Raw genomic sequence first — 26,491 nt, 5'->3', positions numbered from 1 at the left:
TTCGAACCCTCGATGGGATTTAAAGCCCATACTCCCTTAGCAGGGGAGCGCCTTCGGCCACTCGGCCACCTCTCCGTTTCTTGGCGCACATATTACTGTTTGACGAAAATAAGTCAAACCATTTCTTATAAAGGGTTTCTGTTTGAGCTGTTTTTAAACAGATTAGTCAGATATCAACCAAACTCGGTATAAATCATCGGATTTACGTAATAAATATATCGTTCTAAACCTAGAACACACCGAGACAATCAATATTAAAAAACCAGAAACCCAAAGCCAGAAAACAAAAAAGCCAGTTAAAAACTGACTCTTCTATTTTATGAGGTAACTCTTAAGACATTTAAGACTAAAAATTTCCACCCTCAGACGCATTGCCTGCTTTTTCAGACTGAATACGCTGGTAGATCTCTTCACGATGCACAGATACTTCTTTAGGTGCATTAACACCAATACGTACTTGATTACCCTTAACGCCTAAAACAGTGACAGTTACTTCATCACCAATCATCAGTGTTTCACCAACACGACGAGTCAATATCAGCATTCGTTTACTCCTTTAGTTCCAAATTTAGCTTTATACGTACTATTTCCGTTATATGCTTATTATAAGGTTAGCTTAGTACAAATTAATAGTACTCTAGTGGAAAACCACCATTAAAATACATCTTATTGTAAGTCAAAGGCCTGATCTAGTCCTCAAACAACACTCTAGAGGGCTACAACCTAGAGCCCGCTGCATAACTATTATCAAACCTTAGGATTAAACTAGCATTAAATCCTAGTCCCACCAAGGCTGAAAGCACGACCAAGCACAACACCTTAAACATTGATCATATTATTTAACAAAAATTGCGTGAATAGCCGACTAGAACTCACAACAAGCTAGAAGGCTTCACCTGGCCGGGCTTAGCGCCTGCGACATTGGACATGTATGCTCTATACATCCCCATGCAACCATAGATATTCTTCCCTCCTCTGTCTAGCGGTAACTTCTCCCATGCACGCTCAGAATGTAACAATTAATGACTGAGCCCATAACAACAATAAAAAAGGGCGCCATATTAATATAGCGCCCCTAAGACCTAGGCTAAACCTTGTAGCCCTATCGGCTCAGAGCGTCGTCATGACGAGTAATGCGTCTGACAAGGCATGTACTTATGCTAGGCGCTCTTTTAACCAAGATGATACCTGGCTCAGAGCAGCATCTAGGTGCTCAGGTTGACTTCCGCCAGCCTGAGCCATATCAGGGCGACCACCACCTTTACCACCGACTTGAGCAGCGATATTGGCGACCAGTTCACCGGCCTTCACTTTAGACGTTAGATCTTTGGTCACGCCCACAATCAGGTTTACCTTAGCATCACCAGCGATCCCCAGTACGACAATACCCGACCCCAGCTTTTGCTTTAACTCATCTTGCAAGCCTCTTAACGCACCAGGTTCGACGCCATCGAGCTTCTTGATTAAGACTTTAACGCCGTTAATCACTTGAGCTTCGCCGGCTAAGTCTGCACTCGTCGCAGCAGCAAGCTTATCCTTTAGCTGAGATAACTCTTTCTCCAGCTGTTTGGTACGCTCTAGTTGCGCCTTAAGCTTAGTCACAACAGAACCGCTATCGGCCTTGAGTAACTTGGCAGCTTGATCTAACTCGGATTTTTGACCTGCCACATAAGCCATAGCAGCGGCCCCCGTCACAGCTTCGATACGGCGTATACCCGCAGCGATGCCACCCTCCGAGGTGATCTTAAATAACCCTATATCTCCAGTGCGTCCCACATGGGTACCACCACAGAGTTCAATTGAGAAGTCTCCCATGGTCACGACACGGACTTCATCGGCGTATTTCTCGCCAAATAGGGCCATAGCCCCCTTCTCTTTCGCCGCATCGATAGTCATGACTTGTGCCGTCAATTGATGGTTGTGACGAATTTGTGTATTCACTAAGTCTTCGACGGCTTGCAGCTCTTCTGGCTTAACCCCTTCAAAATGCGAGAAATCGAAGCGCAGACGTTCAGGATCGACCAAGGAGCCTTTCTGACTCACATGAGTGCCCAGCAACTGACGCAGCGCGGCATGGAGTAAGTGAGTCACTGAATGGTTAAGCTCGGTGCGCTGACGCAGCGATTTATCGACACTAGCCTCGAGGGATTGACCCACCACCAGACTTCCCGTCTTTAAGGCACCAATATGGCCCACGGCTTGGCCGTACTTCTGAGTATCTCTAACGATAAACTCGATACCATCCGCACTCAGGGTACCGCTATCACCACATTGGCCGCCTGACTCACCGTAAAAAGGCGTGCTATCAAGCACAATGACGGCCTCTTCGCCGGCGTTTATCTCGGTAACAGGCTCACCTTCTTTATATATGGCGGTAATTTTTGAGTTCGAAACGAGATCGATATAACCTGAAAACTCGGTCTCTTCATCTATCTTGAGTGAATCGTTGTAATCGGTATCAAACTGACCCGCCGCTTGTGCACGTTTTCTTTGCGCCGACATCGCCAGTTCAAAACCTGCTTCATCTACCGTTATTTCACGCTCGCGACAGACATCTGCTGTCAGGTCGACCGGAAAACCATAGGTATCGTAGAGTTTGAAAGCAGTCTCGCCATCGAGAACCTTACCCTTTAGCGTGTTAAGCGCACCGTCTAAGATGCCTAAACCACGCTCAAGCGTACGCGCAAACTGCTCCTCTTCCGCCCGCAATGATTTAACCACAATGGCTTGAGTTTCTACTAAGCCCTTACCCGCTTCACCCATGACCTCGATTAACGTCGGCACCAACTTATAGAAGAAAGAATCTGTCGCACCTAACTTATTACCGTGGCGAACCGCACGACGTATGATACGACGAAGTACATACCCCCGGCCTTCATTGGAAGGCATCACACCATCGGCAATTAAGAATGCGCATGAGCGAATATGGTCGGAGATAACTCGTAGTGATTTATTTTCTAAATCGCTAACCGCTAATATTTCAGCCGTTTTCTTAATCAGAGCCTGGAAAATATCGATTTCATAATTAGAGTGAACGCCCTGCATGATGGCCGCAATACGTTCAATTCCCATCCCAGTATCGACAGAAGGCTTAGGAAGCGCCAACATCTCACCATTGGACTGACGGTTATACTGCATGAAGACTATATTCCAGATCTCGATAAATCTGTCACCGTCTTCTTCTGGCGTGCCAGGGCGACCGCCCCAGATGTGATCGCCATGGTCATAAAAGATCTCTGAACATGGTCCACAAGGACCAGTATCACCCATCTGCCAGAAGTTGTCAGAGGCATATGGGGCACCTTTATTATCCCCGATGCGGATCAGATTCTCTGCCGGAACACCTATCTCTTTGGTCCAAATATCATAGGCTTCATCATCTGTCTCATAAATAGTGACACACAGGCGTTCCTTAGGAATTTTTAACTCTTGAGTCAGGAAGTTCCACGCAAATGTGATCGCTTCACGCTTAAAATAATCACCGAAGCTGAAGTTACCTAACATCTCGAAGAAAGTATGATGACGTGCGGTGTAACCTACGTTATCTAGATCGTTATGTTTACCGCCGGCACGTACACAGCGTTGAGACGAGGTCGCACGAGTGTAATTACGTTTATCTTCACCCAAAAATACATCTTTAAACTGGTTCATACCCGCGTTAGTAAACAGTAACGTAGGATCGTTAACAGGGACCAGTGAACTGCTGTCCACAACCTGATGACCATTTTTGCGGAAATACTCCAAGAAAGCCGTTCTTAGCGCTGCAGTGGTTTGATACATGAAATCACCCTGAATTGAAATTACTTAAATTATTGGCACTGTGTTGGACGATTATTTTTTCAAACTGAAAATCGTTATTCAAAACACACTTGCGCTATTTTGAGGCGTATTATAAGCAGTCTACGGTATAACAACCAGAGTTTTAGGGAGGGTATTGCGCAAAATGAAGCTAGAGTGTGAAAAATAGGGCTTATAGGAGAAGTGAGTTTAGGTGCAAATATTTTTGCGTCATCGGCTGTTTGATAGGTGTTGAGCCATGAGCCTTACCGATATGGCCGGTGAATGGCCGGTGAATGGCCGGTGAATAACCGCCGCGTGTAAGTTGCGAAACTGCAAACTAGTGGGCCAGATGGCCCACCGAGTTACTTATATTCTATTGCCTGAGATTAATTACGTCTCTAGAACACTTCACCAGTCTCGAGATCGACATTCTCATCGCCTGTAGCTGAGTCAGCCGCATCGGGAGCCGCGAGTAACATGCTACGAAGTGTCGTTTCAATTTCATCAGAAATTTCAGGATGTTCAATCAGGTATTTACCCGCATTAGCACGGCCCTGACCAATTTTATTCCCCTTGTAGCTGTACCAGGCACCCGCTTTCTCTACTAATTTATGTATCACACCAAGGTCAACGAGTTCACCCGTACGGTTGATGCCTTTACCATAAATAATTTGGAATTCAGCCTGCTTAAATGGCGCTGCGATCTTGTTTTTAACCACTTTAACTCGGGTCTCGTTGCCGATGACTTCGTCACGATCCTTGATCGCACCGATACGGCGAATATCGAGACGCACAGAAGCGTAAAACTTAAGTGCATTACCACCTGTGGTGGTTTCAGGGTTACCGAACATGACGCCAATCTTCATCCGGATCTGGTTGATAAAGATGAGCATGGTACTGCTCTGTTTCAGGTTACCGGCAAGCTTACGCATCGCTTGACTCATCATACGAGCCGCGAGTCCCATATGCGAATCACCAATTTCCCCTTCAATCTCGGCTTTAGGCGTCAAGGCCGCAACCGAATCGACGACGATAACATCGACGGCACCAGAACGAGACAGGGCATCACAAATTTCCAACGCCTGCTCACCGGTATCGGGCTGAGAACAGAGTAGATTATCGATATCGACACCTAAATTTTTAGCATATATGGGGTCTAAGGAATGCTCCGCATCGATGAAGGCGCACACTCGGCCTTGACGTTGTGCGGCGGCGATGACCTCTAAGGTCAATGTTGTTTTACCAGAAGATTCGGGGCCGTAAATTTCAACGATACGTCCTAAAGGAAGTCCACCAGCACCGAGTGCGATATCTAAAGAAAGTGATCCGGTAGAAATAGTCTCAACATCCATCGAGCGGTTCTCGCCCAATTTCATGATAGAGCCTTTACCGAACTGTTTCTCGATCTGACTTAACACGGCATTCAGTGCTTTCTCTTTGTTCGCATCAATCTTCATTCCGATATCCTCTTGGCGCATAATCTAAATCACGGCAACAACGCCGATATAAACGTGTGGCGACTCCGCTATTTGAGCTAAGGAAAACTGTATCCTGCCCTAATAGGAGTCTCAATATGCAAACTAGTATACTGTACAATCATACAGTATCAAGTACTGATCATGATTATTTTTTTCTGCTCATCTTGACTCAATTAGAAGCAGCGGTTGCAGAAGAAAATTTCTATCTGACTATTTAATTTTTAACGACGCAACTGAATCAAAAAATTGCTAATATTGGCATCACATTTTTAAGGCTGCTCCGATGGGGCATCTAGCCTGTTCAATACCTCATAGAAGAAACGAGCTGTAGATGAATGCAATCGACACCCAAAACCTAGAAAAACACACACCTATGATGCGCCAATACCTGACGCTCAAGGCCGAAAACCCTGACATGTTATTATTTTACCGCATGGGTGACTTCTACGAGCTCTTCTATGACGATGCCAAGCGAGCATCCGAACTCCTAGGCATTTCACTCACCGCTCGGGGTAAGAGTGGCGGCGATCCAATCCCCATGGCGGGACTGCCCTATCACGCCGTCGAAGGTTATCTCGCCAAGCTAGTCCAGCTTAGAGTCTCAGTCGCAATCTGTGAGCAGGTAGGCGATCCGGCCACCTCTAAGGGCCCGGTTGAGCGAAAAGTGGTACGTCTGGTCACACCCGGTACCCTGACCGACGAGGCTTTACTGCAAGAGAGACAAGATAACCTACTTGCCGCGGTATACCATGGCAAGGCGGGCTTTGGTTATGCCACCTTAGACTTGAGCTCCGGCCGTTTCGTGGTCAGTGAATTAGAGACAAGAGAAGCGTTAGAGGCTGAGCTGCAACGCACGAGTCCAGCCGAGCTGCTCTACAGTGAAGACTTCAGTGAGATGTCTCTTATCACAAGATTCAATGGCAAACGCAGGCGTCCGGAATGGGAATTTGATTTCGATACCTCCCGTAAGCTGCTCTTAGATCAATTTAAGACCAAAGATCTACGCGGATTCGGCTTGGATAATGCGCGCTTGTCACTGCAGGCGGCAGGATGCCTGATGCAGTACGTCAAAGATACTCAAAGGACAGCCCTGCCCCACATCAATTCTATCGTGCTGTTCAATCAAGATGACAGTATCGTTCTCGATGCTGCCACGAGAAGAAACTTAGAGCTGACCATTAACTTACAAGGCGGGCGTGAAAATACCCTATCGGCGATATTGGATAATACCACTACCCCCATGGGCAGTCGTATGTTGCAACGTTGGATCCACGAACCGCTGCGAAATAGACAACAGATAGAGTCTCGCTTAAGTGCACTTACCGAGCTACTCGACAGCGGTCTGTTTGACACGCTGACGCCACATTTAAAAGCCCTGGGTGATATAGAACGCATCACGGCTAGACTCGCACTGAGAAGCGCCAGACCAAGAGATTTCTCTCGTCTGAAGCAGGCATTATCTACCTTGCCCGAGATCCAGCAGCTACTCATTACTTGTCAGTCACCTCATCTCAAGCGGTTAGCGTCTATTATCGGTGAGTTCCCCGATGAGCTTGCGTTGCTCGACAGGGCGATCATAGACAATCCGCCTATGTTGATCCGCGATGGTGGCGTCCTGAAGGATGGCTACAATGAAGAGCTAGACCAATGGCGCGCCTTGAGTAAGGGGGCGACGGATTACCTCACAGAATTAGAGGCTCGCGAAAAAGAGTCGACCGGTATATCTACCCTTAAAGTCGGCTACAACCGGGTTCATGGTTATTATATCGAAGTCAGTCGTCGGGAATCTTCGCTGGTGCCTCTGAGCTACCAGCGAAGACAGACCCTGAAGAATACTGAACGTTACATCATTGCCGAATTGAAAGAGCATGAAGAGAAAGTACTTTCCAGTCAGGGCAAGGCACTGGCACTCGAAAAACAGCTCTGGGAACAGCTATTCGATCTGCTGTTACCGAAACTGCATGAGTTACAACTCTTCGCCCAAGGTGCGGCAGAGCTTGATGTCATCTGTAATTTTGCCGAACGCGCCGAGACGCTAAACTATCGATGTCCGACACTCACCGACATCTCGGGTATACAGATAGAATCGGGCCGACATCCCGTGGTCGAGCAAGTCAGTCAAAGCCCTTTTATCGCTAATCCCGTGACCCTGAACTCCACGCGTAAAATGTTGATCGTAACAGGGCCAAATATGGGCGGTAAATCAACCTATATGAGACAAGTTGCCTTGATCACTCTTATGGCACATATTGGCTCTTATGTACCGGCCCAAGATGCCGTTATTGGCCCTGTGGATCGTATCTTTACACGTATAGGCGCATCGGATGATCTCGCTTCCGGTCGCTCAACCTTCATGGTGGAGATGACAGAAACGGCCAATATTCTCCATAATGCCACGACCCAGAGTCTGGTACTGATGGATGAAATAGGTCGCGGGACGTCGACATACGACGGACTCTCCCTGGCCTGGTCGGCTGCCGAGTATTTAGCCGAAAAAATTGGCGCTATGACGTTATTTGCGACTCACTACTTCGAACTCACCCAGCTACCTGATCTCATCGACAATGTAGAAAATGTTCATCTCGATGCGATAGAACATGGAGACACCATAGTCTTCATGCATGCGGTACAAGAAGGCGCCGCGAGTAAAAGCTATGGCTTACAAGTCGCCGCTCTGGCAGGTGTACCAGCCAGAGTCATAACCGCAGCCAAACATAAACTGCATCACTTAGAGAGCCGCGACAGCAAGGACATCACTCTGGAATCACCACTACAAGCTAGGGTCTTTGCAGAGCAACAAATATCGCCGGTCGAAGATGCATTACAAGGTATTAATCCTGATGAGCTCAGCCCGAAGCAAGCCTTAGAGATATTGTACAGACTGAAACAGCTAGCTTAGGCATATGCCTGCTCTTCAATGGAATGCTGATGTAGGGATAGGGATAGGGATAAGAGAGTGACATCACTCTTTACAAGAGATGCCAGACACAAAGTCTATTTTTTACCATCCCTGGCAAATAGACATAAGTGTTCCAGACACAAAGTCTATTTTTTACCATCCCTGGCAAATAGACATAAGTGTTCCAGACACAAAAACGCACCTAGAGTGCGTTTTTTTTATGTAATACTGATAGGTGATACTGACAACTATTCTTACGGCTAATGACAAAGACTAGTGCCTGGCCTTAACTTGAAAATCTAATCACCAATGCATCAATAGAAACGGTTATCCAAAATGTTTAGGCTTGCTCAAAAGAAAACACTCTTATAATGCGTGAGGCTAGCCTTCATCTTGATTCTGCGACTCACAGCTTAATAATTAAGGATAATAATGAACAAGTTACAGCTAACTCTTAAAAATGGCCTCTACCGATAAACCTTGAGCACCGAGTAAATCTTTAAGACGTTTAAGGGCTTCTACTTGAATTTGACGTACACGCTCTCGTGTTAGACCTATCTCTTTACCCACATTCTCTAGCGTAGAGGGTTCATAGCCCAACAAGCCAAAACGGCGCGCTAACACCTCTCTTTGCTTAGTGTTGAGTTCATCGAGCCATTTAACCACAGACTTTGACATGTCTTCGTTTTGTACCTTGTAATCCGGCCCCACATTATCATCGGCGGCAAGTACATCGAGCAAGGCTTTATCATTATCTCCACCTAGAGGCGTATCGACCGAAGTGATCCTTTCGTTAAGTTTCAGCATACGACTGACATCAGAACTTGGCAGATCCAGTTTAGCCGCTATCTCTTCGGCGGTCGGTTCATGATCTAGCTTATGAGCTAACTCTCTTGCGGTGCGCAAATATACATTGAGTTCTTTGACTACATGTATTGGGAGACGAATCGTTCTGGTCTGATTCATGATGGCACGTTCTATGGTCTGTCTGATCCACCAAGTCGCATAGGTAGAAAACCTGAATCCTCTTTCGGGGTCAAATTTCTCAACGGCGCGGATAAGGCCTAAATTACCCTCTTCGATAAGGTCTAATAATGCGAGTCCACGGTTGTTATAACGACGGGCTATCTTAACCACGAGTCTAAGATTACTTTCAATCATGCGGTTACGTGACTTACCACAACCTTTCAATGCTTTACGAGAGAAATAAACTTCCTCTTCCGCGCTCAGTAGAGGGGAAAAACCTATCTCGCCCAAATACAACTGAGTTGCATCCAGGTTTTTCTGCAGATCGTCTTGAACCTGCTGTTCAAGCTCTGCTTCTTGTGACTTATTTCCTTTTTTTGTTGCTACAACAGACTCGTTTTTTGGCAAGTCCACTAACGGCTCCGCTATTGCGGTACTAGTTCTACGACCCATAAAATGATCTCCCTAATTTTCAATTTCGATTTAAATTACTGCAATTTACTATCCTCCAAATGCCAAACTGGCACCTAAACCATTATTGTTTAGGTAAATATTTAAGTGGGTTAACAGACTTCCCGTGGTATCGGATTTCAAAATGTAACATGACCCGGTCGGTGCCCGTACTGCCCATTGTTGCAAGCGTTTGCCCCATAGAGACAAACTGTTTTTCTTTGACTAAGATCTTATCAGCATGTGCGTAGGCACTGAGAAAATCGTCACTATGTTTGATGATGACTAAATTGCCATAGCCTCTAAGGGCACTGCCTGCATAAACCACCCGCCCATCGGCTGCAGACTTAATTATGTCACCTCGTTTGCCTGCTATCTTAATTCCTTTATTCCCTTGCTCATTAGCTGAGAATCGACCAATCAAGTTACCTCTCACCGGCCATAACCACTGACTGACTTTAGTGGGTATCTGCGTCGTTGGCCTGTGGATACTTTTGTTAACATCTTGTTGATTAGTCGTTACAGAATACGCAGAGTCTCTAACCGGATCAAGTGATTTCTTTTTAACCACCTCTGGGGGGGGGCTGGTCGACGCAACAGAAGTATGTGTTTGTTTTTTATTCGCTTTACTGTGATTTGATACGACTTTAGAATGATTATTCTGTACTTTCTTAGCCGTTTGGCTATTTGTAACAGTAGGTGTCAAGTTAAGATTTAGTTTCTGTCCAGGGTAGATGGTATAGGGCTTGTTAAGCTTATTGTTGTTCGCTAAATCAATGAAGTTTTTGTTAGATGCCCAGGCGATAGAATAGAGGGTATCCCCTCTCTTAACGAGATAAGAATCTGATTTTAATGAGCCTTTATCGTAACTAGCCATGACTGGAGTCATGACATTTACCACAGGAGCGGGTCTATCCGACTGAAAGCTACAGCCGGCGAAGCAAATGCATAGCGCTAATAGAAGTAGATTATTGCAATTCATCTTCAAACCAGTAATCAAAAATACCCCCTTCCATAATCAGCCAAGCAGGCTGCTATAAGAGCCTGTAAATATCTAAAAAATAACCAAAGCATCTGAGACGAAACGGCCAGCCTGGCGAATTAAGCTAGCTCCCCGTTTATAAGAGGCACAAAGCGAACCATTTCGACCACCTCTGAAGTGAAGGTCTGCCCCTTACGTACCACTTTCAGCAGTTGCTGGGACTCCTCTCCAACAGGAATAACCAGTACTCCCCCATCGTCTAACTGAGTCAATAGCGCCTCTGGAATACGACTCGCCGCCGCCGTCACCATGATGGCATCGAACGGCCCTTTATTAGGCCAGCCTTGCCAACCATCTCCATATTTAAATGAAATATTGTGAAGGTCTATCTTTTTTAATCTTTGGCGTGCCTGGATCTGTAGACTCTTGATCCGCTCGACAGTACATAGCTCTGGTACCAGTTGCGCCAATATGGCAGCCTGGTATCCTGAGCCAGTACCGATTTCCAACACCTTAGATGGACTGTGATCCAGCAGCAGCTCGGTCATTCTTGCAACGATATAAGGCTGAGAAATTGTTTGCCCTTGCCCGATAGGTAAAGCAGTGTTTTCATAAGCTTTATGCCCTAAAGCAGCATCCAGGAAGAGTTCTCTGGGTGTGTTGGCTAATGCCTGCAACACCTTCTCACTCTTTATACCCGATTCATGTAAACTTCTGGCTAAATTTAAAGCTGAGGTCGTCGCAACTCCATTCATATATTATCTATCCATTCTTGCAGAGGTCTAATTCTCTCGTACGCGGTCAAGTCAACGGTCAAAGGTGTCACAGATACATAACCATGGTTCACTGCATGGAAATCCGTTCCTTCGCTGGCATCTTGCTCATCTCCCGGGGGCCCTAACCAATAGATGTCTCTTCCCGCTGGATCTTGAACCTTAATCATACCTTCGGCTCTGTGTCTTGCCCCTAAACGAGTGACCTTGATCCCTTTAATTTCATTAATCGGTAGATCGGGAACATTAATATTTAAAATCTGATCCTGAGCGATAGGTTTATTAAGTAGGCCGGCAATAATCCGACAAGCAAAATGGGCTGCCGTATCGAAATGTGCCAATTTTGAGCCCACCAGTGAAACGGCAACGGCAGGCAAGCCAAGAAAACGTCCCTCCATGGCCGCCGCTACGGTACCGGAATACAGAGTATCATCACCTAAATTTGCACCAGCATTGATCCCAGCCACCACCATATCGGGCTCATCTGAATACAACTCACGTATTGCAAGATGAACACTGTCGGTCGGTGTTCCGCTTACTGACACAAAACCATTACTTAAGGTATTAATGCGTAAAGGGTTCGTCAAGGTTAATGAATTACTCGCTCCTGAGCAGTTACGATCTGGCCCCACAGTCATGACCTGATAGGACACAGATAATGCATCCGATAACGCCTTAATTCCCGGTGCTGTGACACCATCATCGTTACTCACTAGGATCTTTATCATTATTGGCCTGCTATAAATCATTATATAAATATTGAATAAATCTGAAATGGCGCTGAAACCTTAGCGTTAATTTAAGGTTGAGCCAAATATTGCCTAAGTTAACTTAGCGCTATGCTGAATCTTGCTCTTGCTCACGGCGCGCTAACTGACGTTGGCGAAACTCACGCTCGTTGACATCTTCATAATCAAACAATTCTCGCAACACCGAGGTCGCGAAACTGCCAGCTGGCAGTGCAAATTTAATCACTATCACATCGTCTCCCTCTTGCTGATAGGATAAATGCTGAGGCTCGAGTAACAAGGGGCGACGCTCTTGCTCTAATCCCGCATGTTCTAATCCATCACGATCCGTGTCAAATTCGGCTAATGCCTTAGCCTCGAAGTCTGCCGCATGACCTTGAGGCAATGCCGTTCCCCTGCCCCACATAGGTGCCGACAGCTGGATATCTTTTTCATCCAGACGCTTAAGTAACGCATCATCCCATTGCTCGGCAACAAAATAACTTTTACTGCCAGCTAACATCACACTGTCGCCATCGAGTTTCTCTAGGCCGTGTTCGGCCAGCCGCATCGATGTGACGTAATTGAACAGATAGGAGCGAACGGCAGAGAGATACATGCTGCGCTTCTTCCTGTCTTTCACCTTACGACCGCTAAACATCTGTCGACCGAAGACTAAATTTTTTCCGTCATGACCGAATCTTTGCTCACCGAAATAATTAGGCACGCCGGTCTCGTTCACTAGCGCTAATCGCGTAAGCACATCTTGCATATCGGTCACGTTACGCATGGTTAAGCTAAAACGGTTACCGGCCAAGGCACCAATTCTTAACTTTTTACTGTGACGATGACTCGACAAGATAGTCAGTTCATCGCAATTTAAGCTGGCCCAATCCGGAGTATCTTTACCTGGAATACGCACGCCAAACCACTGCTCAGTGATCGCATTCTTATCCTTCTGACCCGCATAGGTCACCTCTTTAGGATGAACATGGGCAAAACCAGATAATATCTTAACCACATCGGCAGTATTGAGCCCCTGTTTACGAATATGTAGCAGGTGGTGCTCTCCCTCCCCAGTGGGGCTGAAAGGCAATATTTCCTGCACAATGAAATCGCTATTTTGCGTACGAAGATCGGCCTTGGATGCTGGTTTACCGTGTAAATAATGCAGTTCTATCATGGTCACTCTTATTCTCTAATGGGGTCAATCGAATCTGTTTTAAAAACTTTATATGGCTATCTTAGTGACCAATACGACGGCTTCGACGGCAATGCCCTCTTTACGACCGGTAAAGCCTAGCTTCTCGGTCGTGGTCGCCTTAACATTAATATTCTCTATGCTGGTCTCTAAGTCTTGGCTCAGCACTTCACGAATGGCTTCTATGTGGGGCGCCATCTTAGGTACTTGAGCGATAATGGTGACATCCAGGTTACCAAGCTCGAAGCCTTTATCTCTTGCCAAGCTGTAGCAATGACGCAACAGCTGGCGACTGTCGGCTCCCTTGAACGCCGCATCGGTATCGGGGAAATGTTTACCGATATCCCCTAAGGCGACCGAGCCTAAGATAGCATCTGATATGGCGTGTAGCACTACATCACCATCAGAATGTGCAATCAAACCTAACTCATAGGGGACATGCACACCGCCTAGCAATAATGGCGCGTCGCCACCAAATTTATGTACATCAAAACCATGGCCTATGCGTATATTCATTGTTCATTCCATTTAGCGTATTCAATTAACACCACGAGATAATCTAGATTATCAATTGAGATTATCTCCGGTCAGTTTCCGAGGCCGTCAGCCTTCAGCTTGTTCCACTTCAGCTTGGCTGAGAAAGAGTTCAGCCAATCGAAGATCGTCCGGATGGGTGATCTTAATATTATCGGCTCTGCCTGTCACTAGTCCCGGCGCAATTCCAGCCCATTCCATGGCTGAGGCTTCGTCGGTGATGTTTACGTTCGCCTTCAAGGCCTTGGCTAAATTATCTCTGAGGGACACCAGAGGAAAAATCTGTGGAGTCAGGGCATGCCATAACTGTTCACGACATACTGTCTGTTCAATACATCCCTGTTTATCCCCTCTCTTCATGGTATCTCGAACGGGTGAGGCTAAGATGGCGCCCTGGGGAAATAAACCTCGCGAATCGATAAGCTTATCGATATCGCTATGGGTCAAACAGGGACGCGCCGCATCATGTACCATGGCCCAGCAATCTAATTCGACTCGATTCAGGCACGCCAAGACAGAGTCTGAGCGTTCTTCACCACCGACAAGGCTGAGCAATTTCGGGTGTCTAGCCTCAGGTAGAGAGGAGAAATAACTATCTTGTGGGTGAAGTGCTAGGATCACACGGTCGATTCTCGGATGAGTGAGGAGCACTTGTAAGGTTAACGATAGAATTGGCTGACCGGCTATTTTCAGATACTGCTTAGGCACGTCGGCTCCCATGCGACTGCCTATACCGGCAGCAGGAACGATGGCAATAATCTTTTCTTGGAAATCATTCATGAATAAGTTTCTGCTTGTTTAAGATTAGGAGGTCAATCAATTTGCAGGCTTTAGGCTGCCACCCACGACACGAAAGAATGTTTCATCCTTTTTGACCATGCCCAGTTCATTTCGAGCACGCTCTTCTAATGCTTCGGTGCCACTGCGAAGATCGATTATCTCTTCCCGCAACACTTGATTGCGTTCAATTAACTTGGCATTTCCCGCTTGCTGAATCGCTATCTGTTCGCGAAGCTGAACAGATCCAGGCAGGTTATTTGCCCCGTACCATAACTGGTATTGAAGTATGCCTAGCAAGCCTAACAATACAAATAGGAAACCTTTCATTGCGATACCCATTATTCGACACTCAGCCGAGATAATACAACAAAAAAGGCCACCCTGTGGTGACCTTTTCATTAATAACGACAATTTAACCAGGCTGACCGACTCATTCTATAGAGAGGGGATCTCCAATCTTGAATCGTTCGGCGAGCCGATTATTACAGCCCCTTAATTTCGCTACGACCAAGATATGGCGCTTTCTCACCTAGCTGCTCTTCGATACGAAGCAGTTGGTTGTACTTGGCAATACGATCTGAACGGCTCAGAGAACCCGTCTTAATCTGACCGGCACACGTCCCGACAGCAAGATCGGCGATAGTCGAATCTTCCGTCTCACCACTACGATGGGAAATCACCACGGTGTAACCGGCTTCTTTCGCCATACGGATAGCCGCAAGCGTCTCAGTAAGCGTACCAATCTGGTTGAACTTGATCAGGATAGAGTTACCTATCTTGTTATCGATACCGCGCTTGAGGATCTTAGTGTTAGTCACGAATAGATCGTCGCCCACTAACTGGATCTTATCACCTAAGATCTGCGTCTGATATGCCCAACCATCCCAATCTGACTCGTCTAAGCCATCTTCTATCGATGCGATAGGATATTGCTCAGTCAGCTCCTTGAGGAAATCAGAGAAACCATTGGCGCTGAAAACTTTACCTTCACCAGCGAGATTATATTGACCGTCTTTATAGAATTCAGAAGCCGCACAATCGAGCGCAAGCGTCACATCTTCACCTAGCTTGTAGCCGGCTTTCTCGACAGCAACCTTGATCACAGCCAGCGCATCTGCATTAGAGGCCAGATCTGGAGCGAAACCACCTTCATCACCAACAGCCGTGTTCAGACCCTTATCCTGAAGTACTTTCTTCAAGTTATGGAAAATCTCGGCGCCCATACGTAAGGCTTCACGGAAATTCTTAGCGCCAACAGGCTGAACCATAAACTCCTGAATGTCGACGTTATTATCCGCATGCTCACCGCCATTGATGATGTTCATCATAGGCACAGGCATAGTGTATTGGCCAGGAGTACCGTTTAAGTCGGCGATATGTGCGTATAAAGGGACGCCTTTAAATGCCGCAGCCGCTTTAGCCGCAGCTAAAGACACAGCCAAGATAGCGTTTGCGCCTAGCTTATCTTTGTTTTCGGTACCATCGACATCGATCATGATCTGATCAAGCTCGGCCTGAGCCGTAGCGTCCTTACCTAGCAAGGCATCACGGATAGGACCATTGATGTTAGCAACGGCTTTAAGCACGCCCTTACCCATGTAGCGGCTCTTGTCACCATCACGTAGCTCTAACGCTTCGCGACTACCGGTAGATGCCCCAGACGGTGCTGCCGCCATGCCATGAAAGCCACCTTCAAGGTGCACTTCGGCTTCTACAGTTGGGTTTCCGCGAGAATCCATGATTTCGCGACCAATGACATTAATAATTTTAGCCATAATTTCCTCGGTTTAAGTTTAAAAATAAAATCAAAAATAAAGTAAAACTAAAATTTATTTATCCGAATTCACATCATCAGCAAACAAAAAAGCCGCTTCCAGAATTTGGAAGCGGCTTAATGTCACTGATTTAGCCTAAGTCGCGTTTTTGGTACGCGTTGGCAGCGGCAATAAAGCCTTTAAATAATGGCTGACCATCCCGAGGCGTGGATGTAAATTCAGGGTGGAATTGACCGGCGACAAACCAAGGATGATTGGGTAGCTCGATCATTTCAACAAGCTGGCGATCAGAGGAAAGACCACTGAATATTAATCCAGCTTGCTCTAGACGTTCTTTATAGTGGTTGTTCACTTCGAAACGATGACGATGACGCTCGACACAAGAATTGCCTTCGTAGGCTTCGGCAGCCTTACTTCCCTCTGAGAGGTGACAAAGTTGTGCACCCAGGCGCATTGTGCCGCCAAGATCTGACGATTCATGACGCTCTTCAACTGCACCGTCTTCATTGAGCCACTCGGTGATCAAGCCAACGACGGGATACGGCGTTTGCTTATTAAATTCGGTAGAGTGAGCATTTTCTAAGCCGGCTACGTTGCGGGCAAACTCGATTAATGCGACCTGCATACCTAGGCAGATGCCGAAATATGGCACCTTATTTTCGCGAGCAAACTTGGCTGCGAGTATCTTACCTTCTACGCCACGCTCACCGAAACCACCCGGTACTAGGATGCCGTCCAGGCCTTCCAGATCTTCGGTCCCCTTAGCTTCAAGGGTCTGAGAGTCGACATACTTGATATTCACCGATACTCGGTTAAACAGACCCGCATGCTTCAGGGCCTCATTGACAGACTTATAGGCATCTGGCAGTTCAATATACTTACCCACCATGCCGATAGTCACTTCACCGGTAGGGTTGGCTTCTTGGTAGATCACTTGTTCCCACTCATGCAGATCGGCTTCTTTACAGTCGATGCCGAAGCGCTTGACCACGATATCATCTAGGCTTTGAGCCTTGAGTAGCGCAGGGATCTTGTAGATGCTATCCACATCTTTGAGTGAGATGACCGCACGTTCTTCAACATTACAGAAGAGTGAGATTTTCGCTCTCTCATTGGCAGGAAGCACGCGATCACCACGACAGATAAGAATGTCCGGAGCGATACCGATAGAGCGCAGCTCTTTCACCGAATGCTGTGTAGGTTTGGTCTTGACCTCACCTGCAGCGCCTAAGAAAGGCACCAGAGTCAGATGCATATACAAGGTACGTTCACGACCCAGTTCAACACCTAACTGACGAATAGCTTCTAAAAATGGCAGTGACTCGATATCACCGACCGTGCCGCCGATCTCGACGAGCGCGACATCATGACCTTCACCACCGGCGAGCACTCGGTCTTTGATGGCGTTAGTGATGTGAGGAATGACCTGAATGGTCGCACCTAGATAGTCACCACGACGTTCTTTACGCAGCACTTCTTCATAGATACGGCCTGTGGTGAAGTTATTACGACGGTTCATCTTGGTACGAATGAAGCGCTCATAATGACCTAGATCCAGATCTGTTTCTGCTCCGTCCTCGGTAACAAAAACTTCTCCGTGCTGAGTTGGGCTCATGGTGCCTGGATCCACGTTAATATATGGATCTAGCTTCATAATGGTTACGTTTAGGCCTCTAGCCTCTAAAATTGCCGCTAACGATGCTGCCGCAATGCCTTTACCTAGTGATGAAACCACACCACCAGTTACGAAGATATACCTTGTTGTCATTATGAACCTGAGAAAATGAGTGGGAAATATGTGCTTGTAAGAAAGCACTAGGACGGGGCGCAATTCTAGCAAAACTCCAACGATACGACAAACAAGTTCAGCGATAATTTTTATCTATTTGTGCACTTCATTACGCTTTACCCGATCCCAATAGCCATCGAGTTCGCTTAGGCTGTGGGCTTCCATCGATTTACCGCTCTTGCTTGCTAAGGTTTCGACGCCTCTGAAACGTCGTTCAAACTTGGCATTTGCCTGACGCAGGGCCTGCTCAGGTTCAATACCTAGATGACGTGCTAGGTTAGTCACGGCAAATAACAGATCGCCCATCTCATCTTGTATCTTCTCTTGTATCGGCTTATCTAATCTGACCTCATGCAAGACTTCGTCGATCTCCTCATGAATTTTATCCACTACTGGGCCCAAATCATCCCAGTCGAACCCGACTCGGGCGACGCGTTGCTGAATTTTAACCGAGCGAGTCAGTGCAGGTAAGGCAAGCGGAATGTTATCCAATACCGAATGAAGGGATTTATCCCTGCGCTCTTTGGCTTTTATGCTTTCCCAATTTTGCTTCACTTGCTCGGCGCTCGCCTCTTTAAGAGAGCCAAATACATGGGGATGTCTCGAAGTAAGCTTGTTGCATATTTTCTCGACTACATCCCCGAAATCGAACAGGCCTTGCTCTTTACCCAGCTGGCAATAGAACACCACCTGAAACAGCAAGTCCCCAAGCTCATCGGGAAGCTCATCTAAGGCCATACGCTCTATGGTGTCGGCAACTTCATAGGCCTCTTCTAAGGTAAAAGGCACAATAGTGCTAAATGATTGCGCCAGATCCCAGGGGCAACCCGATTGCGGATCCCTGAGCCTTGCCATCACATCCAGTAGCGGTTGAATTTCACTGTTTTTCATCTTAATTCCGTAAGCCATATAAAAAGGCGGCAACAGCCGCCTTGATTAAATAAGGGTAACCACTCGATTTAGGCTACAAGCGTCTGGCTTCACTCACGCCTTCCACCTGATTAATTTTCGCCAACACCTTAGAGAGTCCATCGAGATTATACAACTCCAACTCGAGTTCGATAGCGGCCGTCTGTGTCTTAACATCCGATGATGTGCTCATCGCCATCACATGGGTTTTTTCGGCGGCGAGTACCGAGGTCAGATCACGCAACAGACCCGATCTGTCATTGGCGATGATCCGCAAGCGGATCTTATAGCCGCCGGAATAATTCTCTCCCCACACCACATCGACAGTACGTTCAGGATGGGCGCGGATTAACTCTTTGACTTGATCACAATCGGCCCTGTGCACCGAGATCCCACGGCCCTTGGTGATGAAACCAAAGATCTCATCCCCGGGTACCGGCTGGCAACAACGGGCGATATGATTCATCAAGTTGCCCACGCCATTCACTTCAACCTGGCCCTTACCTTTCTTTCCCGCCTTACTCTGACTCTTCTTCACCAGATCTTCGACCGCTTCCGCATCGGATAGCTCATGCTTACGCATCTGGCTCTGTACATGATTAACCACCTGGTTGAGCCTGACATCTCCACCACCGATCGCGGCTAAGAGGTCATCCATGCTCACCATATTAAACCGCTCCACCGCACTTTGAGCGTCTTTGAGCTTGAGTCCCACACGTGAAAGCTCAGTTTCCATCATCTCACGCCCAGCAGCACAGTTCTTGTCTCTGTCTTGCTGTTTAAACCAGTGTTGGATCTTAGAACGCGCTCGAGATGAGCGAATGTAACCTAGGTGGGGATTTAGCCAGTCACGCTTAGGATTAGGCTGCTTAGAGGTGATGATCTCGATGCGCTGGCCCGTTTCCACCTGATAGGTAAAGGGCACGATGCGGCCATCGACTTTTGCCCCTATACACTTATGTCCCACATGGGAATGAATATAGTAGGCGAAATCGAGTACCGTCGAGCCAAGCGGCAGGTCGACCACCTCACCGCTAGGGGTAAACACATAGACCCGGTCTTCGAAGACCTGGCTGCGAACCTCTTCGACTAGGTTGCCACTCTCGGCCACATCCTCTTGCCACTGCAAGATCTTGCGTAGCCAGTTAATCTTCTCTTCATAACCCGTCTGCTTACCGCCGCTGGTGCCCTCTTTATATTTCCAGTGAGCGGCGACCCCGAGCTCGGCATCTTCATGCATCTGCTCGGTGCGGATCTGGATCTCGACGGTTTTACCCTCGGGACCCACGACTATGGTATGGATAGACTGATAACCGTTGGGTTTAGGATTAGCGACATAATCGTCGAACTCCCGGGGAATATGATGCCACAGCGTATGTACCACACCTAAGGCACCATAACAGTCCTGCAGCCTATCGGTGACAATGCGTACCGCGCGGACATCGAACAGTTCATCGAACTTAAGATCTTTACCCTTCATCTTCTTCCAGATGCTATAGATATGTTTAGGGCGGCCATACACCTTGGCCCTGATGTGATCTTTATCGAGTCTGGCTTGCAGTTGATCGACAAAATTGTCGATAAAGGTCTCACGATCCAGTCGCTTACCATCTAGCTGCTTGGCGATGTCTTTATAGGTTTGCGGATGAAGATAGCGAAATGATATATCTTCGAGTTCCCACTTCAGTTGGCCGATCCCGAGTCGGTTGGCCAGTGGCGCATAAATATCGGCAATTTCACGGGCCAGGAGCACTCGCGTCTCTTCATCGGCAGTCTTGACTTCTCTGAGCAAACAGATGCGTTCGGCGAGCTTGATCACCACGGCGCGGACATCTTCCACCATGGCCAGTAACATACGGCGGATGTTATCTATCTGAGGCTCAGTGGCGCGGGACTGGTCATTGATTTTCAATGCGCCGATGGCATTCATGGTTTCGACACTGCGCACTAAGGTGGCGAGCCCCTTACCGAAGGACTCCTCCAGTGACTCCTTGGTTAAGATGCCGGCATCATAGGCCACGAAGATGACGGATGCCTGTAAGGTTTCGATATCCATGTTCAGCGGCGCGAGAATCTCTATCAACTCTCTGGCACGCTGGATCAGATTAGTATCATTACCATGCTGCAACATCAGGGTCTCAATCTGACGCAGCAGTTCGAGTAGAGATTGGGCTTCATCTGTGTCACTGATGTAACGATTGACCCAGTCTTCTAACTGAAAATCCGGATCACTAAAATGTGCTTCTCGAACTGATACCATCTCAATAACATCCTTAACTTTAAATCTTAAAGTACGCTCAGGAACCTAATCCCTACTCACCGAATGCCTATCTTGAACATTCCGCTTCCAATGTCAATTAACAAACCTTGACTCAAGGGTTAATTAGTTACTCACTATACAATTCAAACAAGGCCATGGCCTCAATGTGATGGGTTTGAGGAAACATATCGATCAAACCTAGCCTGGTTAACTTATAACCATGCTTCAACAGAGACTCACTGTCTCGCGCCAGACTGGCCGGATCACATGACACATAAACGATGGATTTAGGTTTCATTTTCTGCAGCCATTGCAGACTCTCGAACGCCCCGGCTCTGGCTGGGTCTAGCAGTAATTTATCTACCTTACCTAACCAGGACTGTTTAGAAAGGTCGGCGCTAAGATCGGTATGAAAGAAAGACACCTTATCTAAGCCGCTCAGTTTGGCATTCATTCTGGCTTGTTGCACCATCTCAGGCACGCCTTCGACACCTATCACCTCGGCACCTTTGTGAGCGAGTGGCAGACTGAAATTGCCGACGCCACAGAAGAGATCTAACACCCGCTCATTGGCTTCGACGGATAACCAGTCCACGGCTTGATTGACCATGGCATTATTGATTTCGGCGTTGACCTGAACAAAATTACCTGGGGTAAAACTCAGCTTAACCCCGTTATCCAGCTCATAATAGGGCAGTTCATCTGAGCCAAGCTCCAGCATCTTGGACTCAGTACTGAGCAAGGTCAGATCTGATTCATTGCCTTGTATTATCAGGCTAACTCCGTGACTGAGGGCAAATGCTCGCAACTTTTCGCTGTCTTTATCCAACATGGTTTTTGTCATTCTGATCACCACAAAATGTCCATTATTGGCTTCTATGAGTTCCACATGACCCAAGGCTTTCTTACCCGAGAGCTGATTGAGCACCTTAGACAAGGGTAAGATCAGGTCTGACAGAGGCGTCGCCAGCACAGGGCAATGCGCTATCTTGATGACTTGTTTACTCGCCTTAGCCCTGAAGCCCAGCGTGGTGTGCTTAGTATTTCTATCATAAAACGTCGCCAGTCTGGCACGGCGTCGATAATCCCACTCTTTGCCTATCAGTGCCGGGGCCAATGTCTCGGCTTGTGCTTGACCCAGTCTAGCCATAAGACTGATGAGGGCATCTTGTTTATGGCTACGTTGTTTATCGATTGCCAGATGTTGCAGGTCGCAGCCACCACACTGGTCATAATGAGCACATTTGGGCGCGACTCTATCCGGAGACGGCGTGACGACCTGTTGCAATGTTGCACGAGCATGGCGCTTCTTCTGCTCGGTCAACTGCCCTGTCACGCTCTCTCCCGGTAACGCCCCTGGCACGAAGATAATCTTGCCATCCTGATGAGCAATACCCGCCCCCAAATGATCGAGCTGAGTCACCTCTAAGCTTATTTTGGCTGATATTTGCTTAGAACTATTTGGTTTTGCTTTAAAAAACTGTGCCATTGAGGCCTCTAAATCGATAATAATACTGGCCAAGACCGCCTATTCTCTGGCAGTCTAGTGACACGTTTGTCAATAATACAGGTAGAATCAGCTAACTTAATGAATAACGCCGATAACATGACGAAATACAGTCTCCGCTCTTGGGTACTTGTACTCGCGTTAGCGCCGACGATTCTAGTTGGTGTGCTACTGGGCAGCTATTTTACCATAAATCGTTTCTATGAACTCGAACAAACTCTCATAGAGCAAGGCAGTAATATTATTGAGCCACTGGCGATCGCAGCTGCCATTGGACTTGAGAACAACGACTTTGAAAGTACCAAAAAACTGATCACAGCCATCCAGCTAAATAAAGCCTCTTTAGTGCAGTTTATTGCCATTTTCGATACCAATAATCGTGTCATAGTCACCTCACATCATTATAAAAATCATGAAATGATGCGCTACGATCAGCCTTTTACCAGCCTACTCAACACTCAGCTCGAACAAGTCGGTGACAGCATAATACTGCGCACGCCTATTTTCTCATCCGATAATGAACTTCACCTTAATACCGATGAAAACAAGGATACCGAACGCCTGCTCGCCGTTAAGCTCGGCTATATCGCGGTATTAGTCAATAAAGAGAATGCACTACTCGAGCAACATAGGGCCGCCGTTGCCGCCTTTATTATCGTGTTAATCGGTGTTCAGCTGAATTTACTCTTCACCTTCAGACTGGTTAAAAACGTCACTCAACCCATCACTGAGATGGTACGAGTCGTGGCTAAGATCCGTGAAGGCAAGCTAGATACCCGGGTAGATGGTAACTTGATCGGCGAGCTGGATCTGCTCAAACGTGGCATTAACGCCATGGCAGGTTCCCTGTCCGAATATCACGAAGAGATGCAGCAAAATATCGATCAGGCCACCTCGGATTTAAGGGAAACCTTAGAGCAGATCGAGATCCAGAACGTCGAGCTGGATCTCGCCAAGAAACGCGCATTAGAGGCGAGTCGAATAAAATCAGAATTCCTTGCCAACATGTCCCATGAATTAAGGACTCCGCTCAACGGCGTCATAGGCTTTGCCAAACAGCTGCTCAAGACGCCGCTGCATTCGAGTCAGCAGGACTATGTCAATACCATAGAAAAAAGCGCGACGAATCTGCTGGGGATCATCAACGACATCTTAGATTTCTCGAAACTCGAAGCCGGTAAAATGGTGTTGGAGAACATGCCATTCGCACTGAGAGAAACCTTAGACGATACCATCACCTTGTTGTCTAACAGTGCCCGTGACAAGGATATTGAGTTAGTGGTAGATATCGACCAATCGATCCCGGAAGACCTCTCCGGCGATGCGATGCGCTTTAGCCAGATCATCACTAACCTGGTGGGTAATGCCATCAAGTTCACCGATAGTGGTAGCGTGCATTTAACACTACAGCTGACCGAATCGACCGATGACAAGGTCAATCTAAGATGCGAAGTCATCGATACCGGCATTGGTATCGATGGGGATCAGCAAGAATTGCTTTTTCAGGCATTTGGCCAGGCAGACTCATCCATTTCCCGTCGCTTTGGCGGCACGGGTCTTGGACTTATCATCACTAAGCGACTGATCAACCGCATGGGCGGCCAGATAGGCTGTCATTCGAAGCCCAATACGGGGTCAACCTTCTGGTTCACCCTCCCTCTCAACACCAGCCTATATCCAATAGGTCAGGTCCAATCGGTGGATAAACTGCTCAATAAGACTATCTTGTTGCTTGAATCCAGAGAGCTGTCTAACAACACCTTAGATCGCCTGGTAAGGCATTGGGGAATGCGGCTGACTAACATTCGCTCCAGTGAGCAGCTGGAGCATCATTTCACTCAGCACGATACCCTTTATGATTACGCCCTGATCAGCAACAAGGGGCTGGACAAAGGCTGTGATATCACCTCACAGCTGGAAAAGATAAAAACCAGGTGTCGCTATCTCGTCTTTATCGGCACAGATCAGCAGCATGAACTCCACAGCATCTTGCCCTTTGTCGATAAGCTAGTGTCGGCGCCAATAGGCGAGAAGGTACTGGCTCAGATCTTGATAGATCCTCAACCTCACTCAGAAAGCCAGCAACTACTCAAAGAGTACACGCCTCCCGTGCCGATTTCGAGAGAAGCCATGAGTGTACTGGCTGTCGATGATAATCCGGCAAACCTAAAGCTCATCGATACCTTGCTAAAAGAAGTCGTCAGCCAAGTCACGGTTGTCAATAGCGGCTTGGGCGCCATCAAGCAGGCTCAGGAGCGTAGTTTTGACATTATATTCATGGATATACAGATGCCTGGCACAGATGGCATCAGCGCCACGAAACAGATACGTCAACACTCCCTCAATCGTAACACGCCTATCATAGCGGTGACGGCACACACAATCGCCGAAGAGAGAGAACGGATCGAACAAAGTGGTATGGATGGCTACTTACCTAAACCCATAGATGAAGCCTCGCTTAGAAGTGTCATCAGCCGTTGGAAGACCCGTCCCAGATTCACCCACTTCGATCAGTTCACCCTAAATTGGGATCTGTGTTTAACCCAGGCAAATAATAAGACAGACTTAGCCCTGGATATGCTTAAGATGTTGCTGGAGTCACTCCCTGAAACCTCTGAACAGCTCCAAGACAGCTTAGATAACTTCGATGAGAAACAGATGCTCGCCACAGTACATAAGCTACATGGCGCCAGTTGTTACTGCGGCGTACCCACGACACAGAAACTTTGCCATGAGATAGAATCGCGGTTAAAGCAAGGAATAGGTATCGCCAAGGTGGAACCTGAAATACTTGAGTTACTTGATGAACTAACTAAGGTAGAATCGGCGGCAAATCAAGTGTTATCACAGTTATCAACGGATGTATTAGATGACAAACAAACCCGGCTTCTTTAAACGCGTAAAAGCGTTAGACTTGCAACAGAAGAAAGTATTCGCCATCGCATTGTGCCAACGTATGCTGCCTAACTATCAACTTTTTTCAGAGGTGTGTGAGTTTGGAGATCCACAAGTACTCGATACTGCACTTAGCCTACTATGGCAATCTATCTACGATAAAAAGTTAAAGCTCAATATTGATATCTACCTAGAAAGATTAGAGCTAATCACTCCAGATCCTGCCAACTTCGATGCCTATGGGGTCTACCCCGCCATGGACGCGACCACGGCGATCATCGCCCTCTTGAGTACCATACAGAGTAAAGTCGAAGAAGATATCGTCAACATCAGTAAACTCTCTTCGAGCACAGTTGCCAACTACATAGAAGCAATTTCCGATGTCGAACTCGACGATGATGCGTTCGATGACTACATCTTTAATCATGAGGTCATGGTAGAAGAGAAAGAGCTGCAAAACACACTACTGCAACTGATCGAAGACAATCCTAAGTTGAATGCCGACTTTGTAAAATCGTTGCGAAAAGAGATCATCGCCGCGGGCGTATCAAACATAGGTATCGGACTGACCGAGAAATAACGCAAAATTGATATAACTACCAGCATTTAGAGGGCCTGACAGACACTTGGAAACTCATCTTAGGTGAGCAGACTAGACTGGGCTCTCTGTTTGCATTAAGAAGACGGGTCAACATTTTCAGCCCCTTGGCATTCTCCCGCCAATGAAGGGCCATATTCCAGCCCAAGTCCCAAAAAAATATCTCTAACTGAGGCGCCACCAAGCA

The 26,491-nt window shown here is 47.2% G+C and carries 19 protein-coding genes; 3 read left to right on the top strand and 16 right to left on the bottom strand.

Going from position 1 to position 26,491, the window contains the following annotated elements:
* Positions 1–346: 346 nt before the first annotated feature.
* The 3 genes from csrA to recA all read right to left on the bottom strand — a co-directional run bounded on the left by csrA (position 347) and on the right by recA (position 5,237).
* Positions 347–544 (bottom strand): carbon storage regulator CsrA, encoded by a 198-nt coding sequence (gene csrA, locus HRU42_RS06325; protein WP_076416871.1) that lies wholly within the window; start codon positions 542–544, stop codon positions 347–349.
* A 611-nt stretch (positions 545–1,155) separates the two neighbouring features.
* On the bottom strand, positions 1,156–3,780 hold the full coding sequence (gene alaS, locus HRU42_RS06320; RefSeq protein ID WP_295029612.1) for an alanine--tRNA ligase: 2,625 nt from the start codon (positions 3,778–3,780) through the stop codon (positions 1,156–1,158).
* Between the two features lie 398 nt (positions 3,781–4,178).
* A complete protein-coding gene (gene recA, locus HRU42_RS06315; protein WP_295029611.1) occupies positions 4,179–5,237 on the bottom strand; it encodes a recombinase RecA in 1,059 nt (352 codons plus the stop codon).
* A gap of 352 nt (positions 5,238–5,589) precedes the next feature.
* Here recA and mutS point away from each other — a divergent pair, with 352 nt between their 5' ends.
* On the top strand, positions 5,590–8,157 hold the full coding sequence (gene mutS / locus HRU42_RS06310; protein ID WP_295029610.1) for a DNA mismatch repair protein MutS: 2,568 nt from the start codon (positions 5,590–5,592) through the stop codon (positions 8,155–8,157).
* A 447-nt stretch (positions 8,158–8,604) separates the two neighbouring features.
* Here mutS and rpoS read toward each other — a convergent pair whose 3' ends face one another.
* The 13 genes from rpoS to rlmD all read right to left on the bottom strand — a co-directional run bounded on the left by rpoS (position 8,605) and on the right by rlmD (position 22,793).
* Positions 8,605–9,576 carry an RNA polymerase sigma factor RpoS gene (gene rpoS / locus HRU42_RS06305; protein ID WP_295029609.1) on the bottom strand — a complete coding sequence of 324 codons (972 nt, stop codon included), beginning with the start codon at positions 9,574–9,576 and terminating at the stop codon, positions 8,605–8,607.
* A gap of 82 nt (positions 9,577–9,658) precedes the next feature.
* On the bottom strand, positions 9,659–10,555 hold the full coding sequence (locus HRU42_RS06300) for a peptidoglycan DD-metalloendopeptidase family protein (protein WP_295029608.1): 897 nt from the start codon (positions 10,553–10,555) through the stop codon (positions 9,659–9,661).
* A 119-nt stretch (positions 10,556–10,674) separates the two neighbouring features.
* Positions 10,675–11,310, bottom strand: coding sequence for a protein-L-isoaspartate(D-aspartate) O-methyltransferase (locus HRU42_RS06295; RefSeq protein ID WP_295029607.1), 636 nt, complete (start codon positions 11,308–11,310; stop codon positions 10,675–10,677).
* Complete coding sequence (gene surE / locus HRU42_RS06290) at positions 11,307–12,056, bottom strand: 5'/3'-nucleotidase SurE (RefSeq protein WP_295029606.1); 750 nt, start codon at positions 12,054–12,056, stop codon at positions 11,307–11,309. The genes HRU42_RS06295 and surE overlap by 4 nt, the downstream gene beginning before the upstream one ends.
* Positions 12,057–12,165: 109 nt before the next feature.
* Positions 12,166–13,239 carry a tRNA pseudouridine(13) synthase TruD gene (gene truD, locus HRU42_RS06285; protein ID WP_295029605.1) on the bottom strand — a complete coding sequence of 358 codons (1,074 nt, stop codon included), beginning with the start codon at positions 13,237–13,239 and terminating at the stop codon, positions 12,166–12,168.
* A 48-nt stretch (positions 13,240–13,287) separates the two neighbouring features.
* The gene (gene ispF / locus HRU42_RS06280; RefSeq protein WP_295029604.1) at positions 13,288–13,773 is read right to left on the bottom strand and encodes a 2-C-methyl-D-erythritol 2,4-cyclodiphosphate synthase; all 486 of its coding nucleotides are present in this window, start codon (positions 13,771–13,773) and stop codon (positions 13,288–13,290) included.
* A gap of 87 nt (positions 13,774–13,860) precedes the next feature.
* The gene (gene ispD, locus HRU42_RS06275) at positions 13,861–14,571 is read right to left on the bottom strand and encodes a 2-C-methyl-D-erythritol 4-phosphate cytidylyltransferase (RefSeq protein ID WP_295029602.1); all 711 of its coding nucleotides are present in this window, start codon (positions 14,569–14,571) and stop codon (positions 13,861–13,863) included.
* A gap of 36 nt (positions 14,572–14,607) precedes the next feature.
* A complete protein-coding gene (gene ftsB / locus HRU42_RS06270; protein ID WP_295029601.1) occupies positions 14,608–14,898 on the bottom strand; it encodes a cell division protein FtsB in 291 nt (96 codons plus the stop codon).
* A gap of 155 nt (positions 14,899–15,053) precedes the next feature.
* Entirely contained in the window at positions 15,054–16,346 is a 1,293-nt protein-coding gene (gene eno / locus HRU42_RS06265; protein ID WP_295029600.1) for a phosphopyruvate hydratase, read from the bottom strand.
* 130 nt (positions 16,347–16,476) lie between these two features.
* Positions 16,477–18,114, bottom strand: coding sequence for a CTP synthase (locus HRU42_RS06260; RefSeq protein ID WP_295029598.1), 1,638 nt, complete (start codon positions 18,112–18,114; stop codon positions 16,477–16,479).
* A 114-nt stretch (positions 18,115–18,228) separates the two neighbouring features.
* Positions 18,229–19,026, bottom strand: a complete 798-nt coding sequence (gene mazG, locus HRU42_RS06255; protein WP_295029597.1) for a nucleoside triphosphate pyrophosphohydrolase — start codon at positions 19,024–19,026, stop codon at positions 18,229–18,231.
* Between the two features lie 73 nt (positions 19,027–19,099).
* Entirely contained in the window at positions 19,100–21,304 is a 2,205-nt protein-coding gene (gene relA, locus HRU42_RS06250) for a GTP diphosphokinase (protein WP_295029596.1), read from the bottom strand.
* 127 nt (positions 21,305–21,431) lie between these two features.
* Positions 21,432–22,793 (bottom strand): 23S rRNA (uracil(1939)-C(5))-methyltransferase RlmD, encoded by a 1,362-nt coding sequence (rlmD, locus tag HRU42_RS06245; RefSeq protein WP_295029594.1) that lies wholly within the window; start codon positions 22,791–22,793, stop codon positions 21,432–21,434.
* Positions 22,794–22,892: 99 nt separating this feature from the next.
* Here rlmD and barA point away from each other — a divergent pair, with 99 nt between their 5' ends.
* Both barA and HRU42_RS06235 read left to right on the top strand, forming a co-directional pair.
* The gene (gene barA, locus HRU42_RS06240) at positions 22,893–25,706 is read left to right on the top strand and encodes a two-component sensor histidine kinase BarA (RefSeq protein ID WP_295029615.1); all 2,814 of its coding nucleotides are present in this window, start codon (positions 22,893–22,895) and stop codon (positions 25,704–25,706) included.
* A complete protein-coding gene (locus HRU42_RS06235) occupies positions 25,681–26,286 on the top strand; it encodes a YjaG family protein (RefSeq protein WP_295029593.1) in 606 nt (201 codons plus the stop codon). The genes barA and HRU42_RS06235 overlap by 26 nt, the downstream gene beginning before the upstream one ends.
* The last annotated feature ends 205 nt before the right edge of the window (positions 26,287–26,491 follow it).

Source organism: Shewanella sp., assembly GCF_013214165.1.
Classification (GTDB): domain Bacteria; phylum Pseudomonadota; class Gammaproteobacteria; order Enterobacterales; family Shewanellaceae; genus Shewanella.
This window is presented reverse-complemented; position numbering and strand designations above follow the sequence as displayed.

Coding starts and splice junctions, on each gene's coding strand:
- csrA (WP_076416871.1), bottom strand. CDS start 544: ATGCTGATATTGACTCGTCGTGTTGGTGAAACACTGATGATTGGTGAT.
- alaS (WP_295029612.1), bottom strand. CDS start 3,780: ATGTATCAAACCACTGCAGCGCTAAGAACGGCTTTCTTGGAGTATTTC.
- recA (WP_295029611.1), bottom strand. CDS start 5,237: ATGAAGATTGATGCGAACAAAGAGAAAGCACTGAATGCCGTGTTAAGT.
- mutS (WP_295029610.1), top strand. CDS start 5,590: ATGAATGCAATCGACACCCAAAACCTAGAAAAACACACACCTATGATG.
- rpoS (WP_295029609.1), bottom strand. CDS start 9,576: ATGGGTCGTAGAACTAGTACCGCAATAGCGGAGCCGTTAGTGGACTTG.
- HRU42_RS06300 (WP_295029608.1), bottom strand. CDS start 10,555: ATGAATTGCAATAATCTACTTCTATTAGCGCTATGCATTTGCTTCGCC.
- HRU42_RS06295 (WP_295029607.1), bottom strand. CDS start 11,310: ATGAATGGAGTTGCGACGACCTCAGCTTTAAATTTAGCCAGAAGTTTA.
- surE (WP_295029606.1), bottom strand. CDS start 12,056: ATGATAAAGATCCTAGTGAGTAACGATGATGGTGTCACAGCACCGGGA.
- truD (WP_295029605.1), bottom strand. CDS start 13,239: ATGATAGAACTGCATTATTTACACGGTAAACCAGCATCCAAGGCCGAT.
- ispF (WP_295029604.1), bottom strand. CDS start 13,773: ATGAATATACGCATAGGCCATGGTTTTGATGTACATAAATTTGGTGGC.
- ispD (WP_295029602.1), bottom strand. CDS start 14,571: ATGAATGATTTCCAAGAAAAGATTATTGCCATCGTTCCTGCTGCCGGT.
- ftsB (WP_295029601.1), bottom strand. CDS start 14,898: ATGAAAGGTTTCCTATTTGTATTGTTAGGCTTGCTAGGCATACTTCAA.
- eno (WP_295029600.1), bottom strand. CDS start 16,346: ATGGCTAAAATTATTAATGTCATTGGTCGCGAAATCATGGATTCTCGC.
- HRU42_RS06260 (WP_295029598.1), bottom strand. CDS start 18,114: ATGACAACAAGGTATATCTTCGTAACTGGTGGTGTGGTTTCATCACTA.
- mazG (WP_295029597.1), bottom strand. CDS start 19,026: ATGAAAAACAGTGAAATTCAACCGCTACTGGATGTGATGGCAAGGCTC.
- relA (WP_295029596.1), bottom strand. CDS start 21,304: ATGGTATCAGTTCGAGAAGCACATTTTAGTGATCCGGATTTTCAGTTA.
- rlmD (WP_295029594.1), bottom strand. CDS start 22,793: ATGGCACAGTTTTTTAAAGCAAAACCAAATAGTTCTAAGCAAATATCA.
- barA (WP_295029615.1), top strand. CDS start 22,893: ATGAATAACGCCGATAACATGACGAAATACAGTCTCCGCTCTTGGGTA.
- HRU42_RS06235 (WP_295029593.1), top strand. CDS start 25,681: ATGACAAACAAACCCGGCTTCTTTAAACGCGTAAAAGCGTTAGACTTG.